Genomic DNA, 19,268 nt, shown 5'->3' with positions numbered 1-19,268 from the left:
CATGTTTCCGATTCCGGTCGACAAATGGAAGCCCGCGTCGCGCCGCCTGTACAAGCTCTCGCTGCCGGTGGCGCTCGTAATCTGGCTGCTGCCGCTCATTGCCGTTCTGGTCACATCGGTTCGTTCTACCGAAGAACTGAGCGAAGGTAACTACTGGGGCTGGCCAAGGCACTTCGCGCTGATCGAGAACTATCGCGATGCGCTCACGACTTCGCCCATGCTCCATTACTTCTGGAACAGCGTGCAGATCACGCTGCCCGCGGTGGCCGGCGCCATCGCGCTCGCGGCGCTGGCGGGCTATGCGCTGGCTATCTACCGCTTTCCCGGCAATTCGGCATTGTTCGCGACCTTCGTTGCGGGTAACTTTGTGCCCATTCAGGTACTGATGATCCCGGTGCGCGACCTCACGCTCAAGCTCGGGCTCTACAACACCGTAGGCGGCCTGATTCTCTTTCATCTCTCGTTTCAGACCGGCTTTTGCGCGCTTTTCCTGCGCAATTTCATCAAGCAACTGCCGTTCGAACTCGTCGAGGCCGCGCGCATCGAAGGCGCAAACGAATGGACCGTGTTCGTGCGCATCGTGCTGCCGCTCATTCGCCCGGCGCTCGCCGCGCTCGCCATTCTCGTATTCACCTTCGTCTGGAACGATTACTTCTGGGCGCTGTGCCTGACCCAGGGCGACGATGCCGCGCCGATCACCGTGGGTGTGGCGGCCCTCAAGGGGCAGTGGACGACGGCATGGAACCTCGTTTCGGCGGGCTCGATCCTGGCTGCGCTGCCTTCGGTGATGATGTTCTTCGCGATGCAAAAGCACTTCGTGGCGGGGCTCACGTTCGGCGCCACAAAAGGATGAGAAGCGGGGCGATTTGACTTCGGCGCAGCGCTACGGTCCAATTCCGGAAGACCCGACACACGTCATGTCCGCAAGGAATGCCCCATGCAGCAAAACGAACCGGCCCCGCCGCCTCGGCCCGCATCGCCCGCGCAAATGCCCGCAGCGCTCGTGCGCGAATTCGACGGCGATCACCTCGAAGCTCGCCTTGCCGATGCGGTCCGCCTTTCGACCGTAAGCGTGGACGGCTGGCCGCACGGCGCGCAACTGAGCGCGGGCGAGATTTTGGCCGTGAACTGCGCTACGCTGCTTATTGCCGTGTGGCCGCAGTCCAGCACCACGGCCAATCTCGCGCGCGACGCACGCCTCACACTCTCGCTCGTGCACGACGGCGCGCTGCTGGAGATACGCGCGCGCGCTCATGCCGTGGCGCAGCGGCAAACCGCGCTCGAACTGAGCGTATTTCGCGTGGAAATCGAGTCCGTTACCGAACATCGCGCGAAATACGCCGAAGTGCTGAGCGGCGTGACGTTCCGGCTCTACGAGCCCGAGCGGGTGCTGGCGCGCTGGCGCGAGCAGATCGCGATGCTGCGCGCATTCGCCTGAAGTGCGTGGAGTGCGCGGCGAACGCTTCGTGATGTTGTCATTGCCGATGTGCTAGCGTGTCCAGATGCGCGCTTGAGCAAACCCGGCGCGACACCCAAACGTAAGCCACCGGAACAACGATGCAAACCACGGTACTCACAGACTGGCAGCAGTTCATGGCGCTGACCACGCAGCTCGACGGCTGGGCGTTTCGCGGCCAGCAGAATGCGCAGTGGCACCTTGAAAGCTCGCTCACGCGCTACATGCGCGACTACGTGGGCGACCGCCTGCAATGGCGTCAGCGCGAAGAACGCGCCATTCGCGTGTTTCGCCGCAAGGCGCACAATTTTCTCGCGCACCCAGACCTGCTCAAGGACGACCTGCGCTGCCTCGCGCTCATGCAGCACCACGGCGCGCCCACCCGGCTGCTCGATTTCACCAAGAGCCCGTTCGTCGCGGCTTTTTTCGCACTCGAACGCGCAACCGGCGACGCAGCCGTCTACGCGCTGAACACACCCGCGCTCTGGAACAGCCGCGCGCTGCCCAAGACCAATCCCACGCTCACGCGCGACGTGATCGACCCGCGCGCGCACGACAACTTCGAACGCTATTTCTTTTGCAATACGAACGAAATTCTCTGGTCGGGCGAACCCACGGAAATGGACGACCGGCTCGTCGCCCAGTCGGGCACGTTCGTGGTGCCAGGCGTGATCGACAAGCCGTTGCAGGCAATTCTCGAAGGCTACGAGAGCCACGAGGAACTGCTGCACAAGATCGTGCTGCCCGAGCGCATCCGCATGGACGCGATGAAGTGGCTCTACCGCATGAACATCACGAACGCGTCGCTGTTTCCCGGACTCGACGGGCTCGCGCGGTCCATTGCGGTGGAACTGGAGATCGTGTGGTCGGGCATGATTTTGCCCGTTGCCGATTCAACGAACTGATTAAGGCGTTTCGGCGCGCGGCAGGTTGAGGCCGGGCGCAAGCCGCGTGGCCTTGAATTCCGTCACCTCGTAGGTGGCTAGCTCTTCTTGTGCAAAAGGATCGGCGGCGAGCAGCGCATCGAGCCGCTCGCGCGGCATGTGCGAGGCGATGATTACGCCGCCTTCGCGCGGCATTTTCGGGCCGGCGGCAATGAAGTTGCCGGCTTCGAACTGCGCGTCGAGATAGGCGCGATGTGCGGGAAGCGCGTCGTCGATGCGTTCGAGCGAAGCGGTGTAGATCAGCGAAACGATGTACATGAGCGGGTATTTCAAAGGTGATGAAGCGTCTATCTTAGCGCGCGCGGCGCATCCGGGGCTTGGGGACGGCCGTGGACGCTGCGCGGTAACGTCGCGCACGCACAGCTGGAACGAAGCGATCGCGGCGAGCCCTTCTGCTCGCGCCTGCCTAAGACGAACTGGTGTTACCGGCCCGAAGGAGGCATTCGATGCTGGGAGTAGAATCGCCGACACTCGGACGGCCACGGCGGCCCCGACCTAATTCTGAAGGAGTGACGCCATGGCCGAGGCGCTTACCGAACTCAGTTCTTTCTCTTTCGTTCTCGCGGTTCCAGATCTTGAAGCCAGTGCCGCGTACTTCCGCGACGCGCTTGGTTTTCGACTGAATTGGCCTGACGGCATAGGGTGGCAGTTGGCCACGAGAGGAGGCGTGCGCATCATGATCGGTCATTGCCCCGACGCGATGTTGCCTTCGGCAACCGGCGATCACAATTATTTCGGCTACCTCCACGTGAAGAATGCCGACGCCCTTTATGAAGAATTTGTCGCTCGGGGTGCCATCGTCCTGCAACCTCCGACCGACAAACCGCACGGCATGCGTGAGTTCCTCGTAGCCACCCCGGACGGTCATCGAATGATGATTGGCCAGGACCTGTCGTAACGAATGATCCTTGTTGAGTGAGGCGATTGGCCGAAACGGGTCTGGTGCCCTCGGGCTGCACAGGGCCGACCTGCTAACTGCGGCAACCGGTCATGCGCGGACAGTCGACACCGGCTCGCAAGTCGTTGACAATCTGGCATCTTCGGGCGCTCGCTCCATGCCGCGACGCTTACGATCCTTTGACAAATAGAACATGAAAACCCGGCAGACCATCGCGTACATCCTGCTCACCGGCCTGATCTCGATTTTTCCCGTTGCTTTCATTCTCTCTGGCACAGTCTCCGACTCTTTCGCAAATAGTACACTTCGTAGCCGATTCGATCCTGTATTGATCGGATCTGGCGTGGCCGTCCTGTTTGTCATAGCGATTTGCACGCTGACTCGCATGTCGGCCAGGCAGGTGAATTCAAACACTCGTATTAGCGGGCGCCAATTGACCTGCCTCTTGCTCCTTGTCTTTGCATATCTCGTCTTTTCCGGCTGCATGCTGACGGATGCAGGTGAGCGACTACTCGTCCGAACCACGTCCCACGAAAGCCGCTATTACCTGATATCCGCGCAACCAATGTCGAGGAAATGCCAAAACCCCGTGACCTGGTTCGATCGTCAAGTCGATGGCATGGTATTCGCCTGCTCTACATTTGCGCTCTTCGATTACCCGGCAGACTGGAATGCGCGCAGAGCGTCGATTGTTCATGTGCTGGCCGGTCCGTATGGTATTCGAGTTCTTTCGATTCATGCCATTGATTCCTTCTTCGGCCAGCAAGACCTGAAAGCGATGAAGGATCATCGCTGATCGCTTGTAGTTCCCCAACCGTACAAGGTCGCCTGCGCGGCAAATTTGAACGTTCGATTTGGGCAATGCTTGTCGTCCGCCCCGGGTCGCTTTATGCTTTCCACATGAGAGTCGACATGGGGGGCGATCGTTGCGCTCGTTCGTGGGGCTCTGTGCGGCCATGACCGGCCGTTCGACATAGCTCCTTGGATCGTCGACAATCGGTGCGGATAGTCGACTTTTTATCCTGCCTTTGCCGCTATGAATATCGCCTTCGAATCACCAGATCAAATCGACGTAATTACCCTCATCGCCGAATTGGATGCCTATCAGGACGCCTTGTATCCGCCTGAGAGCCGCCACTCCTTGGACCTGGCATCGTTGAAGCAGCCTAACGTCTTGTTTGCTGTTGCGCGAGATCGTGAGGGCCAGGCAATTGGCTGCGGGGCAATAGTTCTCAACCCCGAATTCGGGGAACTCAAACGCATGTATGTAGCCCCTCATGGGCGCGGACAAGGCGTCGCCAAGAAGCTCCTGTCTTTGCTTGAGTCACGGGCGAAAGATTCTGGCTGTCACTTGCTCAAGCTCGAAACCGGCCCCTACCAGCCTGAAGCCTTGGCGTTATACGCATCGGCGGGTTATGAACGCCGCGGACCATTTGGCGATTACACGAACGACCCGCTGAGCGTGTTCATGCAGAAACATATTGCAGCCTGAAACGCGGCTTCGTTCGGGCGCACGGCCTCGGCCAGGTGCGGACGGTCGACATCGACGCCGGATCGTTGACAATCGTTTTCCTTCCGTAAGCAAACAGGAGCCCACTTCGTCATCAACGAATCTGCGTCTCTACGTCGATGCTCAATTTGCAAGTCCATATGCGATGTCGGGCTTCGTGGCCCTTCACGAAAAGGGATTGTCGTTTGAACTTGCAACCATCGACCTGGCCAACCATGCGAACCTTGAACCCGAATATGCCGCGAGTTCACTCACGCAACGTGTACCTACCCTGGTTCACGACAGTTTCGCTTTGTCCGAGTCCTCAGCAATAACTGAGTACCTCGACGAGGTTTTTCCGGGTACCTCGCTGTACCCCAAAGATGCGGTAAGCCGAGCTCGGGCGCGTCAAGTCCAAGCGTGGCTGAGAAGCGATCTCTTGCCCATCCGGCAAGAGCGCTCCACTGAGGTGGTGTTTTACGGCACTTCCGCCGCGCCCCTATCTGCTACGGCACGAATGGCCGCAGGAAAACTGTTTTCTGCGTGCGAGATATTGCTTACCGACCACTCGCCGAACCTCTTTGGCGAATGGTGCATCGCGGACGCCGACCTTGCGCTAATGTTGAACCGGCTTGTCCTGAATGGTGATACGGTGCCGGAAAGGTTTGCTGACTACGCTGCCCATCAGTGGCAAAGGCCGTCCGTTCAATGTTGGGTCGCCCTGAATCGTCCCCCGCTGTGAAACCGTCGAACCTGCGGCGGGTGCTTCTGTTCAAGCTGGCATATTGAGTTAGGGCACACGGTCGGGTGCGCCGCTGAGTGTCCGCTCTTCGAAGATGCGACCGGCTCTTGTGGGTCGCAAGCGAACCACACCGTTATGCTCTAGTTGGTCCACTCGACCCCTGAAACTGTAGCAGGAGGAAGCTCGGCGAGTGCTTCTGCCGGCCCCTCTAGCTGCCAAATATGCACGCAACAACCACACCCGAAGTCCTCGGATACGTGGGTGAGTGAAGGTCGCCACTTCGCAAACCACGCGTCAATTGCAGCAACTTCGTCTCGATCATCCACCACTACCGTGATACTTGCTCTTGGCATCACCCTCGCCCCATTTCGTCAACCGGTGAGGACCGTTCCGAGTCGGGGAAGCTCAACGCCTTAATTAAGCGACGCGCCCGCTGGAATGATTCCTCAGGTAACCGAATCTTGATTTAATTCGCATTAAAATCCCACAACTATTTTAATTCTTCGCCCTCCCGAGCATATACCTGACTTACTTCAAAGTAATAAGTCTGGACACTCCCATTCTCCTGTACTGCAACGATCATGTCATACCGACGGTCACCTTTCTGTATCAGGCCTTGCTTGATGACACGCATTTTTTTCGCGTTCACCCATGCGTACTCCTCCGATGTCGCAATAACGTGAACCGCATTCTCCGGCGTCAATCCGTTGCCGCTATGCGCGATATCCTGAGTAATACCAAACAGGAAAAGCCGGGCGTTTGATTGCGCATCGACGTTCCCAGCCTTTCCTAGCAGATAGCTGTACGTCGAGATAAAAGTGTATATCGGAATCTCTCGTATTGGGCGGATCCGCTCGACTTCGCCGAGCTTCGACAGCGCTGCATTAAAATCACCTCGCTGGGCGAGTTGCATTGCCTCACGCGTGGTCCCGTCGCATAGTCGGATCAGCTCCGGATAATCGAAGCTAAGATCATTCAAAAATTTGACGCGTTGTTCGTGCGCCTGCGCCAGTGCGATCTGATATTTGCCGTCGTTCGGAGAAACGGGCAGAGGCGCGAACACATCGCTCACTGTGTTGTTGAGCGACGCGTACAGTCGTGGTGTGAACTGGAAATAAGCGACGGCGGGCTTACCAGCCGTGGCTGGGCTGGTGTAGGTAATCGCTTGAAGGTTCTGATCGTGATATGGATACGCACTGACATCGGATATCTTTGCCGCTTGCGAACGCGTCCATTCTCCGATTTCGCTGATTGTAATCACTCGCACCGGATCGTCAGGGGTGGCGCCGCTTCCTGATCGTCTTTGAAGAATTTCGGCCATAGCCGCGGCACGGTCGCGACACCCTGCGGCATCGCTCGCCTGGGAAAGCTTCGTATAGAGTCGGTCGCAGAGCATCTGAACATCGAGGCTGGGAAACTGCGTCAACGGCGCAAACTTCTTCAGCGTCTGTAGCCGCGCAACTGCATCGGCATCGTTGCCTGCCTGATCCAGCGCGTTCGCATCACGAACCACCACCTGGACTTCCTGCGAAAACAGCCGCAAATCTAATTTGTTGTCTTGCGCAAACGCCTGCCTCTGCGTCTGCAATTGCTCGACGATCGAAGCTGGCGCTGCAGCAAAACCCTTCGCGGATGCTGCAATGAGAAACATGCTGACTAGCCATCCAAACTTGCGCATTTATCCCCCTAGATCTCACATTCCCGAATGCAGTGCTATAGCCTCCACTTGCAGCAGCTATGCGTGCGACCGAATAAAATCAAGCCGAAAAGGTTACCACGACGACATATCTCGATATTTGAGTGAATGCGACTCGTTGACGCCAAGTAAGTGAAATCTAGCTATCTTGTTAAATCGGGAACAGGCGTTCATATTAGATGTCCGTTTTCGGGAATGCCGACGGACCGTTCCGGGTCGACACCGGAAGCTCAATGATGGCGGGAAACGCGCTTGCCGTAGCAGCTCCTCAACGCCGTCCGGGTGGCGCCGGGGTCGGGTACCCGGTGCAGAACTGAAACGCTGGGTCGGGTGTTGGGCGGCGCTGGTCTATTATTGCTCTGACGGCCGCGCTGAGATAGATAACCTGATTGCCGAGCGCGCGTTGCGCGGTGTGGCCATCGAAGACGAAACTTCCTGTTAGTCAGCGCCGATTCCGGTGGTGAACGCGCCGCGGCAATGTACAGCCTGATTGGTTCGGCTCGTATGAACGGACTCGATTCTGGGGCGTATCTGCACCACGTCATCGCGCACATCGCCGATCACCCGGCCAACCGCATTGACAACCTGCTGCCTTGGAATGTCGCATCTCACCTGCCGGTCGCCGCGCAGATCAAGCCAATTCGATAGCGATTCCCGAGTGTTTGCCGGGACAGCCGGGTACTCGCGTCGATGTGCTTCTGCTTGATCGCGTGTGCCTCAGCCTCACCGTCTGATTATGCGAAACTACGGTCACTTCACCCGGAGGAGAGCAATGCGCATTGCGTGCTTACATACTGCAGAAAGCAACATCGCCGTGTTCGACACAGCGGCACAACAGCTGAATCTGCCAACGACGTCACTCCATCACGAAGTCCGTGAGGACCTTCTCGCGGCTGCAGAGCAGGCTGGTGGCCTCACCTTCGAGATCGAACGTCAAACCCGCGACGCAATATTGGGTCTCGCACGCTATGCAGACGTCATCCTTCTAACATGCTCCACGTTAGGGCCCTCCATCTCCGCCGTTTCTGCCATTACCACTATCCCCGCAATAAGAGTGGACAGTGCCCTGGCAGAAGAGGCAACTCGAGTCGGTGGCAAAGTGATTGCACTATGCGCCGTTGAGACGACGCTTCGCCCGACCACTCTGCTATTTGCGGACGCAGCGATGCGATCCGGCGCCGACGTCGAGGTTCGGTTGGTGCAAGGTGCCTGGACCTTGTTCAAGGCAGGGGAACAGGTGGCGTACCTGGCGGCTATTGCGGCGGCCGCGGACCAGGCTTATAAGGACGGCGCGTCAGTCGTCGCCTTGGCCCAGGCTTCCATGGCGGGCGCTGCTGAGTTGGTAATGCGAGCACCGAAGCCGCTAACCAGTCCGGCAACGGGTCTCGTCTCCGCGATGAAGGCCGCGCTGTTGTAAAGGCGGATGCCTAAACACTGCAGCAATCCCAGGTTGTTCGTCAACACGTTCTGCTACGGCCTCGCTTGAACGCTTACGAACGGCATGACCAAAAGCTGCTTCGAACCACGTATGCACGGCAGCCTGATTGGTGACCTCCCACGGCGCAACCGCGTGCACATTATTCCCCGTCGTTAGCCGCCTCTCGTTTCGATTTCCGCACTCTGGCTTCAGCGCATCAACAGCCCGTGCGCACGGAACTCTTCAGCGAGCGCCGCGTGGTCAGTAAACAAGTGCCCGAGAAGTCCAGCGTTTCTGGCGCCCCTTACATTCGCTTCAAGGTCATCGACAAACAGTGATTCTGCCGGAGCCACACCCAGCGAATCGATGCACTTCAGAAAAGTTTGGCCAGAAGGTTTCGCAGCATTGAACGATGCGGATGCAAACACATTCTTGCCGAACAGGTCCGCGACAGGAGGGCACAGATAAGCAATGTGGTCGGAGACGAGTCGAGGATTATTCGTCAGCACAGCGATCTTGCATGTTCCCGATACCGCCGCCGCCAGCGCGAGCACCTGAATGTTGGGAGACATCGACTCCCGGCGGGCCTGCAGCCAGTCGTCGAGGGAGACCCGGCACCCAAGCAGATCGCTCGTTTCGCGCAGATACGCGACGTCGTCAATCAGTCCCGCGTCGGCTTTCGCTTCCAGTCCGGATCCCCAAATGGCTTGAGAGACTTCGTCCGGTGTGCGATTCGACAGCGATGCGAGACTTCTTACGCGGGCAGAACGATCGTAGTGAACCAGCACATCGTCCATATCGAACAAAGCAAGCGAGATCGGCATTCTGAAATACAGGATGGTTTGGAGGGAGGGCTGTTGCTGCATGCGACTAGTGGCCGAAACCAGAAAAAACACAGGCTGATTGTCGGCGATCTCTGCGCCGATGTCGAATGTCGATGATGCTTGCCGGCTAGCTTGTGAACAAAAGTGTCGCCGCGTCGCCGCCTGCATGCTGCGCATCAACCTCGCCCTCTCGTCGAAGCCTCCGCTTCATGCAACCAGGTCGTGAAGCCATCTTTTGCCGGTGACACGGCGTTGAGCAGCATAAGGGCGCTGACCTGGCCGCGGTGGCCGGTGCCGTGGTTGATCACATGCAGGAGCATTTCTTCCCGGGACATGCGACCGGGTGCGCCATCGGTAAACACGAAATCGATTCGTTCTGCCAGGCCGTCGCGATCGAGCCCGGACACGTAGCGGATGTATTCCTGATCGGACGTCCTGATGTCCGCAGCCAGATCGTCCAGCGTCGGCAACTCGCTCAGGTTCGCCGACGTATAGGGGTGAGCCTTTCGCTGCAAATGCGCCGCGAAAATCCGGTCCACGACATAGCTGTGGCTCAGGGCCTTGATAGCCAGTCCGGTGAGGGTGAATCGACGCCAGGCCCCAAGCCTGGTCAGCGCGGTCAGCAGTTCGTCATTCGCCCAGGCCTTGTATCGAAACAGATGTTGCAAGGTGTCGTGCATGTCGTGCCTTCCCAGGAGTTTTGCGTGGCGAGCGCGTTGTGCAAGTTACTGCCTTGCATTGCCATGTCGGGTAATGTACGAGCTATCATTCGCTTTTTATACTCGCATTGGCGGCGTGGAAAAATGGCACGTAGACCGCTCATAAAACCCAGGAAAGTCGCCACTCAGCAGCGATCTCGTGCGACCGTCGACGCGCTGATCGAAGCAACTGCTCGCATTCTCGTCAAGGAAGGCTTCGACAAGGCCAGCACCAACCGCATCGCAACAGTGGCGGGTGTGAGCGTTGGTTCGCTCTACCAATATTTCCCCAGCAAGGAGGCGCTCGTGGCCGCCGTCATCGAGCGCCACCAGCAGGAGATCATGCAGATGGTCCGGGGCGAGTTGGCAGGGGTGTTGAACGAACCGGTCGACAAGGCGATGCGCAAACTCGTCGCGATTGCGGTTAAGGCTCATCGTGTCGATCCGAAGTTGCATCGCGTCCTCGCGGAGCAGATTCCGCGCGTGGGCAAGCTCGAGAATCTGGAAACGTTCAGCCGCGAGAACTTCACCCTGTTCCGCACCTATCTGGAGAAGCACCGCGACGAACTGCGTATCGACGATCTGGGGCTCGCGTCATATGTATGCGTGACGACCATTGAGGCGTTGACGCACAACGCTGTGCTGCACTATTCCGGGATGCTTTCGGACGAAGCGATGGAGCCGCTTGTGGAGGAAGCGGCGCGCCTCGTGACCGGATATCTGAAAGGTTACGTTGCCGAACGTTGATATGGATTAACCCAAGGGCGCTCAACGTGATCGCTTGTCGCTGTACCATCGGGCGGCAGTCGGGGCGTTCATTCTTTCAGCATTACCCGAACTTCCCGGCTGCGAAACGACAATGCTTTGGCGCGTTCTCCCCGGACGTGCCTCTTTTTTGCGCGTGTGCTTTCGGGAGGCATCGCATCATGGAATTTCTTCCGTTCGCCGGATACGTACTGGCCGCAATGGCGACCCTCGCCCTGTTCGCCGTGACGGAGTGGAGCGCGAGAAACAACCTGCCATCCGCGCTACACGCTGAGTTCGAAAAGATTCTGGCGAACTATGGAAACGATGGAAATCACCCGGTACGTAGTGACCGGAATCGCGATACTCGCGCTGTTCGTTCTGGTCGGGCGCAGCGCATCCAGCAATCTGCATGATCGACGCCCGCGTTCAGGGAACCAGCGCTGATCAGGTTGCACAGAAGACAATCCGCGCCGAGACGCTGCGTGATCGCTGTCCGTGTGCAACGCTCGTCCGGTCCGATGCAGGGCAGCAGGCGGTCAACCGTTACGATTGTCACGATTGCAGACGTGTTCACGGTGGGGGCGTTCGTCTTTCCGGTCATTGATGGCGAAAGCCAGCTGGTCGAACCGGGTATAGTACGGACTGCAAAGTCTGTTCGGCATTGTCAGACAGATTGCCCGCCCGAAGGAGACGCTCATGAATACCGTGACCGCGAAGATCAAGCACGAATTCATGGAGATGCTGCCGCCCACGCTGTTTTTCTTCGTCATCCTGCACATTGTTGCGGTTGTGCGCTCGCTGTTGACCCACGACACTGGTATCTCGCTGCCCACGTCGGGAGCTGTCACCCTCGCCGCACTGGTACTGGGAAAATCTGTTTTGATCGCTAACATGCTGCCGTTCGTCAACCGGTTTCCCGAAAAGCCGCTGATCTGGAACGTAGTCTGGAAGACCCTGATCTACACGCTCGTGGCCACGCTGATCCACTTCCTCGAGCGCCTCTACGATTACTGGAAGGGCGTGCATAGCGTCGCCGCCGCCAACCAGCAGTTGCTCGCCGAAGTGGACTGGGCGCATTTCGCCGGTATCGAGATCCTGCTCGTCGTGCTAATCATCAACTACTGCGTTCTCGCCGAACTCTCGCGGGTGATCGGCAGGCGCCGCCTGCTTGCGTTCTTCTTTGGTCCCATGCCCAGCCTGCCGCAGGAAGGCAGGCCGGTGTGAGTGGCGGCAGTGCCGGGGCGAAAGTGCACGAAAGCCGGCAGACGTCTCCAGGAAGGGACCAGGGGCAAGAGATCGCGGGCGACGCGGCGCACATCCATTTCGCGGCCCGTTACAGCGGCTCTTCGTGTGAAGCAGAAGGGCCCACGTATTCGTAACGCGCCGTGTTCACGTGCGAGATGCGAAGCTCGACCGGCTCCTGATGATAGGAGTACGCAATGCGCCGGACTTCGAGCAGCGGCGTACCCGGCGCCACTTCCAGCAGCTCGCTTTCGCTTTCGTTGGCGGTCGCAACGCGCAGCCGTTCTTCGGTCCCGACTACGTTGATGTGGAACGCGTCCTGGTAAAAGTTGTACAGCGTGCTGGGCCGTTCGCGCAACGCGGCTTCGGTCAGTCCCGCGAAACGCTCCTCGGCAACCGTGATGCTGTCGATCATGACCGTCTCGCCATGCAGCGCCAGACGGTTCACGAACGTGTAGACCCGTGCGTTCGGTTCGATGCCGAGAGTCGCGGCGACATCCCGCGTCGCCTTCGCCTTCGTGAACGATACGAGGCTCACCGTGGGGTAGGTCTTTTCGCCGTCCTGGCGCACCACACGGAAAAAGCGGAAGAAATAGCGATCGCGCTGATGTTGCGCGACGAATGTGCCGAGCCCCTGATGGCGCACGAGGATGTTGTCCGCCACGAGTTCGTCGATCGCTTTCCGCAGCGTTCCGATCGATACGCCAAAGCGCTCCGAAAGGCGCTTTTCCGAGGGGATCGCCTCGCCGCCTTTCCATTCCTTGGCAGCCAGAGCGGCGAGGATCCCGTTTTTGACTTCCTTGTAACGCGTGCCCCCGATGACGGGCGCGTTCGCGGCCCCGATCGCTTGGGGCACGCTGTTCTTCATCGTATTCATGGCGCTGCGCTCCCTTCCTGGTGTGCGTTCCAGACTTTCGGGCGATTTTACCCCATCTGGCTGATTCAACACATATAGATGATATGGTTGACATGGATGAGTTGGCTGTCTAAGATGCGCAGCATGGCCACGCGCCAGACCCCGTGAACAAAACTGGAGACACTCATATGAGCCAGGCAGCTCAAGCACCGCAGCAGGCTGATTCAACGGCGGCCCATGCCGATCCGGCGCGCAGGACGATACACATCGTGCTGCACGAAGCGAAGGACACGGTGGGCGTCGCAGTCGTCGAGGGCATCAAGGCGGGCACGCAACTGAACGCGTGGATCATGGACGAGGACGAAATCGTCACCGTCCCGGCAAAGCAGGACATTCCGATCGGTCACAAGGTGGCGCTCAAGGACATGGCCGTGGGCGACACCGTCTACAAGTACGGCGTCGATATCGGCAAGGTGGTGGCGCCCATCAAGGCGGGTGAGCACGCTCACGTTCACAACATCAAGACGAAGCGCTGGTAAGCCGCCGGTCACACGGCGATCGAGCCAACCAGTCGAACCCCTCCCATTCAGAGAGAGACACCATGAGCGTGATTGACCAGAACACCATTTTCCGCGGCTATCGCCGCTCGAACGGTCGCGTCGGCGTGCGCAACCACGTCATCATCCTGCCCGTCGACGACCTGTCGAACGCCGCCGCGCAAGCGGTCGAGCACAACATCAAGGGCACCATGGCGCTGCCGCATCCGTATGGCCGCCTGCAGTTCGGCGCGGACCTCGATCTGCATTTCCGCACGCTGATCGGCGCGGGCTGCAACCCGAACGTGGCCGGCGTGATCGTCATCGGTATCGAGGAAGGCTGGACCAAGCGCGTGGTGGACGGCATCGCGAAGTCCGGCAAGCCGGTGATGGGCTTCGGTATCGAACTGCACGGCGACCATGACACGATCCTGCGCGCTTCGAAGGCCGCGAAGGAAATGGTGCAGTGGGCCACGTCGCTCGATCGCGAAGAGTGCCCGATCTCCGATCTGTGGGTGTCGACCAAGTGCGGCGAGTCGGATACGACTTCGGGCTGCGGCGCGAACCCGACTGTGGGCAACGCGTTCGACAAGCTCTACGGGCTGGGCACGACGCTCGTGTTCGGCGAGACGTCGGAGCTTACGGGCGGCGAACAGATCGTCGCGGCGCGTTGCGCGAACGACCAGGTGCGCGAGCGCTTCCAGTTCATGTTCGACCGCTATCAGGACATGATCAACCGCTGGAAGACCGACGATCTCTCCGAGTCGCAGCCGACCAAGGGCAACATCGCCGGCGGCCTGACGACAATCGAGGAAAAGGCGCTCGGCAACATCCAGAAGATCGGCAAGAAGTGCCGCGTGGATGGCGTGCTCGACAAGGCCGAGGAACCCACGCATTCGGGCCTGTGGTTCATGGACTCGTCTTCCGCCGCGGCGGAGATGGTCACGCTGTGCGCGGCCTCGGGTTTCGCCGTGCACTTCTTCCCGACGGGGCAGGGCAACGTGATCGGCAATCCCATCGTGCCGGTGATCAAGATCTGCGCGAATCCGCGCACCGTGCGCACGATGGGCGAGCACGTCGACGTCGACGTGTCGGGCCTGCTGCAGCGCGAGCAGAACCTCGACCAGGCGGGCGACAAGTTGCTCGAATCAATGCTTGCCACGGCGAACGGCCGCTGGACCGCTGCGGAAACGCTGGGCCATCGCGAGTTTGTGCTCACGCGTCTGTTCGAAAGCGCGTAAAACACGCGAGTATGTAAGCAATATGGCGAAAGCCCGCTCGTGCAGCGGGCTTTCGCGAACGCAGTTTCGCGCCATTTCATAATGACCAGGCAGCAGCGAGTGGAGGAGACACCATCTTGCGCGTGCTAAAACATCTCTATGCCCAAGTCCTGATCGGACTTGCGGCCGGTATTCTCGTCGGCTATTTCTGGCCGCATTTCGGCGTGGAAATGAAACCATTGGGCGATACGTTCATTCGCCTGATCAAAATGCTCATTACGCTGGTGATTTTCTGCACCGTGTCGCTCGGCATCGCACGGATGGAAAATCTCAAGCATGTCGGGCGAGTCGGCGTCAAAACGATCGTGTATTTCGAAGCCGTGACGACGCTTGCGCTGGTGATCGGTCTGGTGGTGGCGAACGTGCTGCATCCGGGTGAAGGTCTCAATATCGACCCGGCTACGCTCGACACGCAGGCCGTTAGCCACTACGTGAGCGAAGCGCATGCAGCGGCGTCGCAAAGCATTCTCGAAGAGATCGTGCCGAACTCGGTGGTCGGCGCGTTTGCGCGCGGCAACCTGTTGCAGGTGCTGCTGTTCTCGGTGCTCTTTGGCGTGGCGTTGTCGATCATGTCGCGCCGCAGCCGTTTCCTGTCGCGTGTGATCGAGCAGAGCGGCGAAGCGCTCATGCGTATCGTCGAGATGATCATGCGGCTCGCGCCGCTCGGTGCGTTCGGCGCGATGGCGTTCACCGTGGGCAAGTATGGCATCGGCACGCTGCAACAGTTAGGGTTGCTGATCGTATGCTTCTATCTGACCAGCATCCTGTTCATCGTACTGGTGCTCGGCACGATCTGCCGCTGGGCGGGCGTCGGCTTGTGGCCGCTGCTCAACTATCTGCGCGAGGAACTGCTCATCGTGCTCGGCACATCGACCACGGAATCGGTGCTGCCGCGCCTGATGGACAAGCTCGAACGTCTGGGTTGCCCGAAGCCGGTGGTCGGTCTCGTGCTGCCGACCGGCTATTCGTTCAACCTCGATGGCGCGGCGATCTATCTCACGATGACGTCGCTCTTTATCGCGCAGGCCACCAACACGCATCTTTCGCTGTTGCAGCAACTCGGCCTGCTTGCCGTCATGTTGTTGACGTCCAAGGGCGGCGCGGGCGTTGCGGGGGCGGCACTGGTGGCCCTCACGGCGACGCTCTCCACGCACAACATCATTCCCGTTGCCGGTATCACGCTCATTATTGGCATTGACCGCGTGCTCAACGAGATTCGCGCGATCGTCAATCTGATCGGCAACGCGGTTGCGACGATCGTGGTCGCGCGCTGGGAGGGCGTATTCGACGTCGAAACGGCGCGCAAGGTGCTGGCCGCGCCGCGTGCCGCTCATGGCGAGAATGATGCGGAGTCCGAACCGGTCGGGAGTGTCAACGAAAGGAAAGCGCCCGCTTATGCGCAGGAGCGCCCGAATTGAAAACCGATCGCAAAAAAATCGTTATCAGTGAGTTCATGGATGCGCCGGCGGTGGACTCGCTGCGGCGGCGTTTCGACGTGCACGCGCAAGCGTCGCTCGTCGACGAGCCCGACCGCTTGCGCAGTCTGCTGGCGGACGCCGACGCACTGATCGTGCGCAACCGGACCCAGGTCACCGCCGCGCTGCTGGACTGTGCGCCGCGCTTGTCGGTTGTCGGGCGGCTTGGCGTCGGGCTGGACAACATCGCACTCGGTGCTTGCAGGGACCGCGGCGTGCAGGTGTTCCCGGCAACGGGCGCAAATGCGGAAGCGGTGGCCGAGTATGTGATCGCCACGGCGCTAATGCTGCTGCGCGGCGCGTATCTTTCGAGCGCGGCCGTCGCACAGGGGCAGTGGCCGCGCACCGCGCTCTCGAACGGGCGCGAAGCGGCGGGCGGCACGATGGCCGTGATCGGCTTTGGCGGCATCGGGAGGCTCGTCGCGCAGCTCGCGCGGGGCATCGGCATGCAGGTGGTGGGCTTTGATCCGCAGATTCCGGCGGATGCGGCCTGCTGGCAGGAGACGGGCGCACGGGGTCTGTCGTTCGACGACGCACTGCGCGCCGCCGACGTCGTGACCATTCACGTGCCGCTCGTCGAGAGCACGCATAATCTGATTGGTCCAACGCAGCTAAAGATGCTGAAACCTCATGCAGTCCTGATCAATACGTCGCGAGGCGGGGTGATCGACGAAACTGCGCTGGCCGAAGCGCTGACGCAAGGCCGCCTTGGCGGCGCCGCGCTCGATGTATTCGCCGACGAACCGCTCAAGGCAGCGTCGCCGCTTGCGGGCGTGCCGAACCTGATCCTCACGCCTCACATTGCGGGCTTGACGGTGCAATCGAACGAGCGCGTCAGCACGCTGGTCGCATCGCGCGTGATGGATGCGTTGCTCGCGAGCGAGCATGACTCAACGACAACGAAGGAACTTTAAATATGACGCGGATTTCGTCTGGTGATCTTCACGACCTTGCTACGCGCACGATGCTTGCCGCGGGCGCCACGCCGCGCACGGCGCGGGCCACCGCGCGCGCGCTTGTCTACGCCGACGAACGCGGCTTGTCTTCGCACGGCGTCGCGCGTTTGCCGATGTACGTCGCGCAGTTGCGCAACGGCCGTGTCGATGCGAAGGCGATTCCGGCGATCGTGGAGTCGCGCAATGCAGCCGTGTTGATCGACGCTGCGGACGGCATGGCGTTTCCGGCTTGCGAACTCGCCGTCGAAACGCTCGTGGAGCGCGCGCGCGAACACGGCAGCGCGGTCGTGAGCGTGAAGCGCAGCCATCATCTCGGTGCGGGTGCCTGGCATCTGGAGCCGGTCGGCGCAGCAGGCATGGTCGGGCTTGCGTTCAGCAACACGCCCGCCGCGATGCCCGCGTGGGGCGGACGACATGCGGTATTCGGCACCAATCCCGTGGCGGCCGTGTTCCCGCGCCGCGACGGCAGGCCGTTGATGATCGATCTCTCTTTGTCCAATGTTGCGCGCGGCAAGATCATGGTGGCCGCGCGCGAAGGCAAGCCAATTCCCGAGGGGTGGGCGACCTCGCGCGACGGCCGCCCGACAACGGATGCGAAGGCCGCGCTGGAAGGCATGATGCTGCCGTTCGGAGGGGCGAAAGGGGCGATGCTCGCACTGATGGTCGAACTGCTTGCGGCGGCGTTGGCTGGGGCGAACTTTGGCTACGAGGCAGGTTCGTTCCTGACCGAAGAGGGCGGCAAGTCGCGCGTGGGGCATCTGTTCTGGGCGATCGATCCGGGCGCGCTGGCGGGCAACGCGGTCTATCTGTCGCGTGTGGAGGCGTTGATCGAAGTGATGTTGCAGGACGCGGACGTGCGATTGCCGGGACAACGTCGCGCCGATCTCGCCGATACCGCTGCGCGCGACGGCATCGACATTCCCGACGCGCTGCTCAACCAGTTGCGAGCGCTGGCGGGATGAGTGCGGCGAGCGCCAGACGCGTCAGCTCGCAGTGAAGTAACTTTTGATCGCGTCGGTGAATGCCGTGCGGCTGTGCTTCGCGCGTTCGAGCAAGCCGACGTGACGCCGCACGTCGACGCCATCGAGCGACATGACCTTGATTGCGCGATCGTTGTCGAAATCGACATTCGCGAGTTCAGGAACAATCGAAATGCCGAAGCCCTGGCGCACGAGCGCGACGATCGCCTCGACGGAATTCAGTTCCATCGCCTCGTTGACTTCGGCCTTGCACTGATCGAGCACGTTCTGGACGAGGTGCCCGGTCCAGGTGCTGCGGTCGAAGCGCATGAACGGTGCATTGCGGAGGATTTCATCCTGCTTTGGCGGCAAATCGAAGTGCGGAGCCGTTGGCATGATGAGAATCATCGGTTCGGAATACAGAGGTGTCCAAAGGAGTGTGGACGGCAGCGGGTGCGGGGACTGCGTGACGACCGCCGCATCGAGTTCGCCGACTTCGACCTGGTGCGCGAAATCGCTGGACATGCCTGCGAGCAGATGCACATCGAGGCGAGGATGACGTTGACGTATCGACCATAGGGCATCTGCGAACGCGCCCATCAGCGCGGAGACGAGTGCGCCGATCACGACCGTTCCCGACATTTCGTCGCCGCCGGCGGCGACCTCGAGAAGCTCGTAACGGCGAACGATTTCTTCGATTTCGGGAATGAGTGCGCGGCCAACCGGATTCAGCACGGCAGCGCGCGCGTTGCGGTCGAAAAGCTGCACATTGAGATCGCTTTCGAGTGCGCGAATCTGCAAGCCGATGGCAGCAGCGGTGAGGCCAACCTTGTTGCCTGCGGCGGCAAAGGTGCCGCATCGGGCGACGCAGAGAAATATTTTGAGGGTGCGAATGGATGGCATTGCTCGCGTTTCGCAGAGAAGACAGGCTCGCTTCGATTCCCGAAATTCTACGCACCCTAAAGTATTTCCTGGTCTCAGGAAAACCATTACTGCGTTTATCTTTCGGAAGCCGCACGCGACAATGGACGCAGCAACGCGGCCGAAATTCGC

The 19,268-nt window shown here is 60.1% G+C and carries 22 protein-coding genes and 1 pseudogene; 17 read left to right on the top strand and 6 right to left on the bottom strand.

What is annotated here, in order from left to right; genetic code table 11:
* The first annotated feature begins 1 nt into the window (after position 1).
* The 3 genes from U5768_RS05640 to U5768_RS05630 all read left to right on the top strand — a co-directional run bounded on the left by U5768_RS05640 (position 2) and on the right by U5768_RS05630 (position 2,361).
* Positions 2-853, top strand: a complete 852-nt coding sequence (locus tag U5768_RS05640; RefSeq protein ID WP_322029383.1) for a carbohydrate ABC transporter permease — start codon at positions 2-4, stop codon at positions 851-853.
* A gap of 84 nt (positions 854-937) precedes the next feature.
* Entirely contained in the window at positions 938-1,438 is a 501-nt protein-coding gene (locus tag U5768_RS05635) for a pyridoxamine 5'-phosphate oxidase family protein (protein WP_322029382.1), read from the top strand.
* A 119-nt stretch (positions 1,439-1,557) separates the two neighbouring features.
* Entirely contained in the window at positions 1,558-2,361 is an 804-nt protein-coding gene (locus U5768_RS05630; RefSeq protein ID WP_322029381.1) for an FRG domain-containing protein, read from the top strand.
* Here the strand turns inward: U5768_RS05630 and U5768_RS05625 are convergent, their stop codons facing one another.
* Positions 2,362-2,658 (bottom strand): YciI family protein, encoded by a 297-nt coding sequence (locus U5768_RS05625; protein ID WP_322029380.1) that lies wholly within the window; start codon positions 2,656-2,658, stop codon positions 2,362-2,364.
* A 259-nt stretch (positions 2,659-2,917) separates the two neighbouring features.
* On the opposite strand from U5768_RS05625, the gene U5768_RS05620 reads away from it, so the two are divergent.
* From U5768_RS05620 to yfcF, 4 genes are all read left to right on the top strand, one after another.
* The gene (locus U5768_RS05620; RefSeq protein ID WP_322029379.1) at positions 2,918-3,298 is read left to right on the top strand and encodes a VOC family protein; all 381 of its coding nucleotides are present in this window, start codon (positions 2,918-2,920) and stop codon (positions 3,296-3,298) included.
* A 193-nt stretch (positions 3,299-3,491) separates the two neighbouring features.
* Entirely contained in the window at positions 3,492-4,094 is a 603-nt protein-coding gene (locus U5768_RS05615; protein WP_322029378.1) for a hypothetical protein, read from the top strand.
* A gap of 240 nt (positions 4,095-4,334) precedes the next feature.
* On the top strand, positions 4,335-4,790 hold the full coding sequence (locus U5768_RS05610) for a GNAT family N-acetyltransferase (RefSeq protein WP_322029377.1): 456 nt from the start codon (positions 4,335-4,337) through the stop codon (positions 4,788-4,790).
* A 121-nt stretch (positions 4,791-4,911) separates the two neighbouring features.
* Positions 4,912-5,529 carry a glutathione transferase gene (yfcF, locus tag U5768_RS05605; RefSeq protein ID WP_322029591.1) on the top strand — a complete coding sequence of 206 codons (618 nt, stop codon included), beginning with the start codon at positions 4,912-4,914 and terminating at the stop codon, positions 5,527-5,529.
* A gap of 490 nt (positions 5,530-6,019) precedes the next feature.
* On the opposite strand, the gene U5768_RS05600 is transcribed toward yfcF, so the two are convergent.
* Positions 6,020-7,180 (bottom strand): DUF4919 domain-containing protein, encoded by a 1,161-nt coding sequence (locus tag U5768_RS05600; protein WP_322029376.1) that lies wholly within the window; start codon positions 7,178-7,180, stop codon positions 6,020-6,022.
* 379 nt (positions 7,181-7,559) lie between these two features.
* On the opposite strand from U5768_RS05600, the pseudogene U5768_RS05595 reads away from it, so the two are divergent.
* Positions 7,560-7,873 (top strand): annotated as a pseudogene (locus U5768_RS05595) (transposase domain-containing protein); the annotation flags it as partial.
* A 124-nt stretch (positions 7,874-7,997) separates the two neighbouring features.
* Positions 7,998-8,642 (top strand): aspartate/glutamate racemase family protein, encoded by a 645-nt coding sequence (locus U5768_RS05590; RefSeq protein WP_322029375.1) that lies wholly within the window; start codon positions 7,998-8,000, stop codon positions 8,640-8,642.
* A 209-nt stretch (positions 8,643-8,851) separates the two neighbouring features.
* On the opposite strand, the gene U5768_RS05585 is transcribed toward U5768_RS05590, so the two are convergent.
* On the bottom strand, positions 8,852-9,466 hold the full coding sequence (locus U5768_RS05585; RefSeq protein ID WP_322029590.1) for an HAD family phosphatase: 615 nt from the start codon (positions 9,464-9,466) through the stop codon (positions 8,852-8,854).
* Positions 9,467-9,642: 176 nt separating this feature from the next.
* The gene (locus tag U5768_RS05580) at positions 9,643-10,146 is read right to left on the bottom strand and encodes a DinB family protein (RefSeq protein ID WP_322029374.1); all 504 of its coding nucleotides are present in this window, start codon (positions 10,144-10,146) and stop codon (positions 9,643-9,645) included.
* Between the two features lie 123 nt (positions 10,147-10,269).
* On the opposite strand from U5768_RS05580, the gene U5768_RS05575 reads away from it, so the two are divergent.
* From U5768_RS05575 to U5768_RS05565, 3 genes are all read left to right on the top strand, one after another.
* A complete protein-coding gene (locus U5768_RS05575; protein WP_322029373.1) occupies positions 10,270-10,911 on the top strand; it encodes a TetR/AcrR family transcriptional regulator in 642 nt (213 codons plus the stop codon).
* Positions 10,912-11,090: 179 nt separating this feature from the next.
* Positions 11,091-11,324 (top strand): hypothetical protein, encoded by a 234-nt coding sequence (locus U5768_RS05570; RefSeq protein ID WP_322029372.1) that lies wholly within the window; start codon positions 11,091-11,093, stop codon positions 11,322-11,324.
* A 283-nt stretch (positions 11,325-11,607) separates the two neighbouring features.
* Positions 11,608-12,135, top strand: a complete 528-nt coding sequence (locus tag U5768_RS05565) for a hypothetical protein (RefSeq protein WP_322029371.1) — start codon at positions 11,608-11,610, stop codon at positions 12,133-12,135.
* Positions 12,136-12,244: 109 nt separating this feature from the next.
* Here the strand turns inward: U5768_RS05565 and U5768_RS05560 are convergent, their stop codons facing one another.
* On the bottom strand, positions 12,245-13,021 hold the full coding sequence (locus U5768_RS05560) for a GntR family transcriptional regulator (protein WP_415913860.1): 777 nt from the start codon (positions 13,019-13,021) through the stop codon (positions 12,245-12,247).
* 176 nt (positions 13,022-13,197) lie between these two features.
* Between U5768_RS05560 and U5768_RS05555 the strand changes: the two genes are divergently transcribed.
* The 5 genes from U5768_RS05555 (at position 13,198) to U5768_RS05535 (ending at position 18,218) form a co-directional block, all read left to right on the top strand.
* The gene (locus U5768_RS05555) at positions 13,198-13,548 is read left to right on the top strand and encodes a UxaA family hydrolase (protein WP_281177743.1); all 351 of its coding nucleotides are present in this window, start codon (positions 13,198-13,200) and stop codon (positions 13,546-13,548) included.
* A 62-nt stretch (positions 13,549-13,610) separates the two neighbouring features.
* On the top strand, positions 13,611-14,786 hold the full coding sequence (locus tag U5768_RS05550) for a UxaA family hydrolase (RefSeq protein ID WP_322029369.1): 1,176 nt from the start codon (positions 13,611-13,613) through the stop codon (positions 14,784-14,786).
* 116 nt (positions 14,787-14,902) lie between these two features.
* Entirely contained in the window at positions 14,903-16,243 is a 1,341-nt protein-coding gene (gene dctA / locus U5768_RS05545) for a C4-dicarboxylate transporter DctA (protein WP_415913854.1), read from the top strand.
* Positions 16,244-16,278: 35 nt separating this feature from the next.
* Positions 16,279-17,214: a hydroxyacid dehydrogenase gene (locus U5768_RS05540; RefSeq protein WP_322029588.1), complete on the top strand. Its 936-nt coding sequence runs from the start codon at positions 16,279-16,281 to the stop codon at positions 17,212-17,214.
* Positions 17,215-17,216: 2 nt separating this feature from the next.
* Positions 17,217-18,218, top strand: coding sequence for an Ldh family oxidoreductase (locus tag U5768_RS05535; RefSeq protein ID WP_322029368.1), 1,002 nt, complete (start codon positions 17,217-17,219; stop codon positions 18,216-18,218).
* A 21-nt stretch (positions 18,219-18,239) separates the two neighbouring features.
* On the opposite strand, the gene U5768_RS05530 is transcribed toward U5768_RS05535, so the two are convergent.
* Positions 18,240-19,118, bottom strand: a complete 879-nt coding sequence (locus U5768_RS05530) for a LysR family transcriptional regulator (RefSeq protein ID WP_322029367.1) — start codon at positions 19,116-19,118, stop codon at positions 18,240-18,242.
* Positions 19,119-19,268 lie beyond the last annotated feature (150 nt).

It is taken from the genome of Paraburkholderia sp. J76, from assembly GCF_905220295.1.
Classification (GTDB): Bacteria; Pseudomonadota; Gammaproteobacteria; order Burkholderiales; family Burkholderiaceae; genus Paraburkholderia.
The sequence above is the reverse complement of the archived record's forward strand: the minus strand, read 5'-3'. Positions and strand labels throughout refer to the sequence as shown.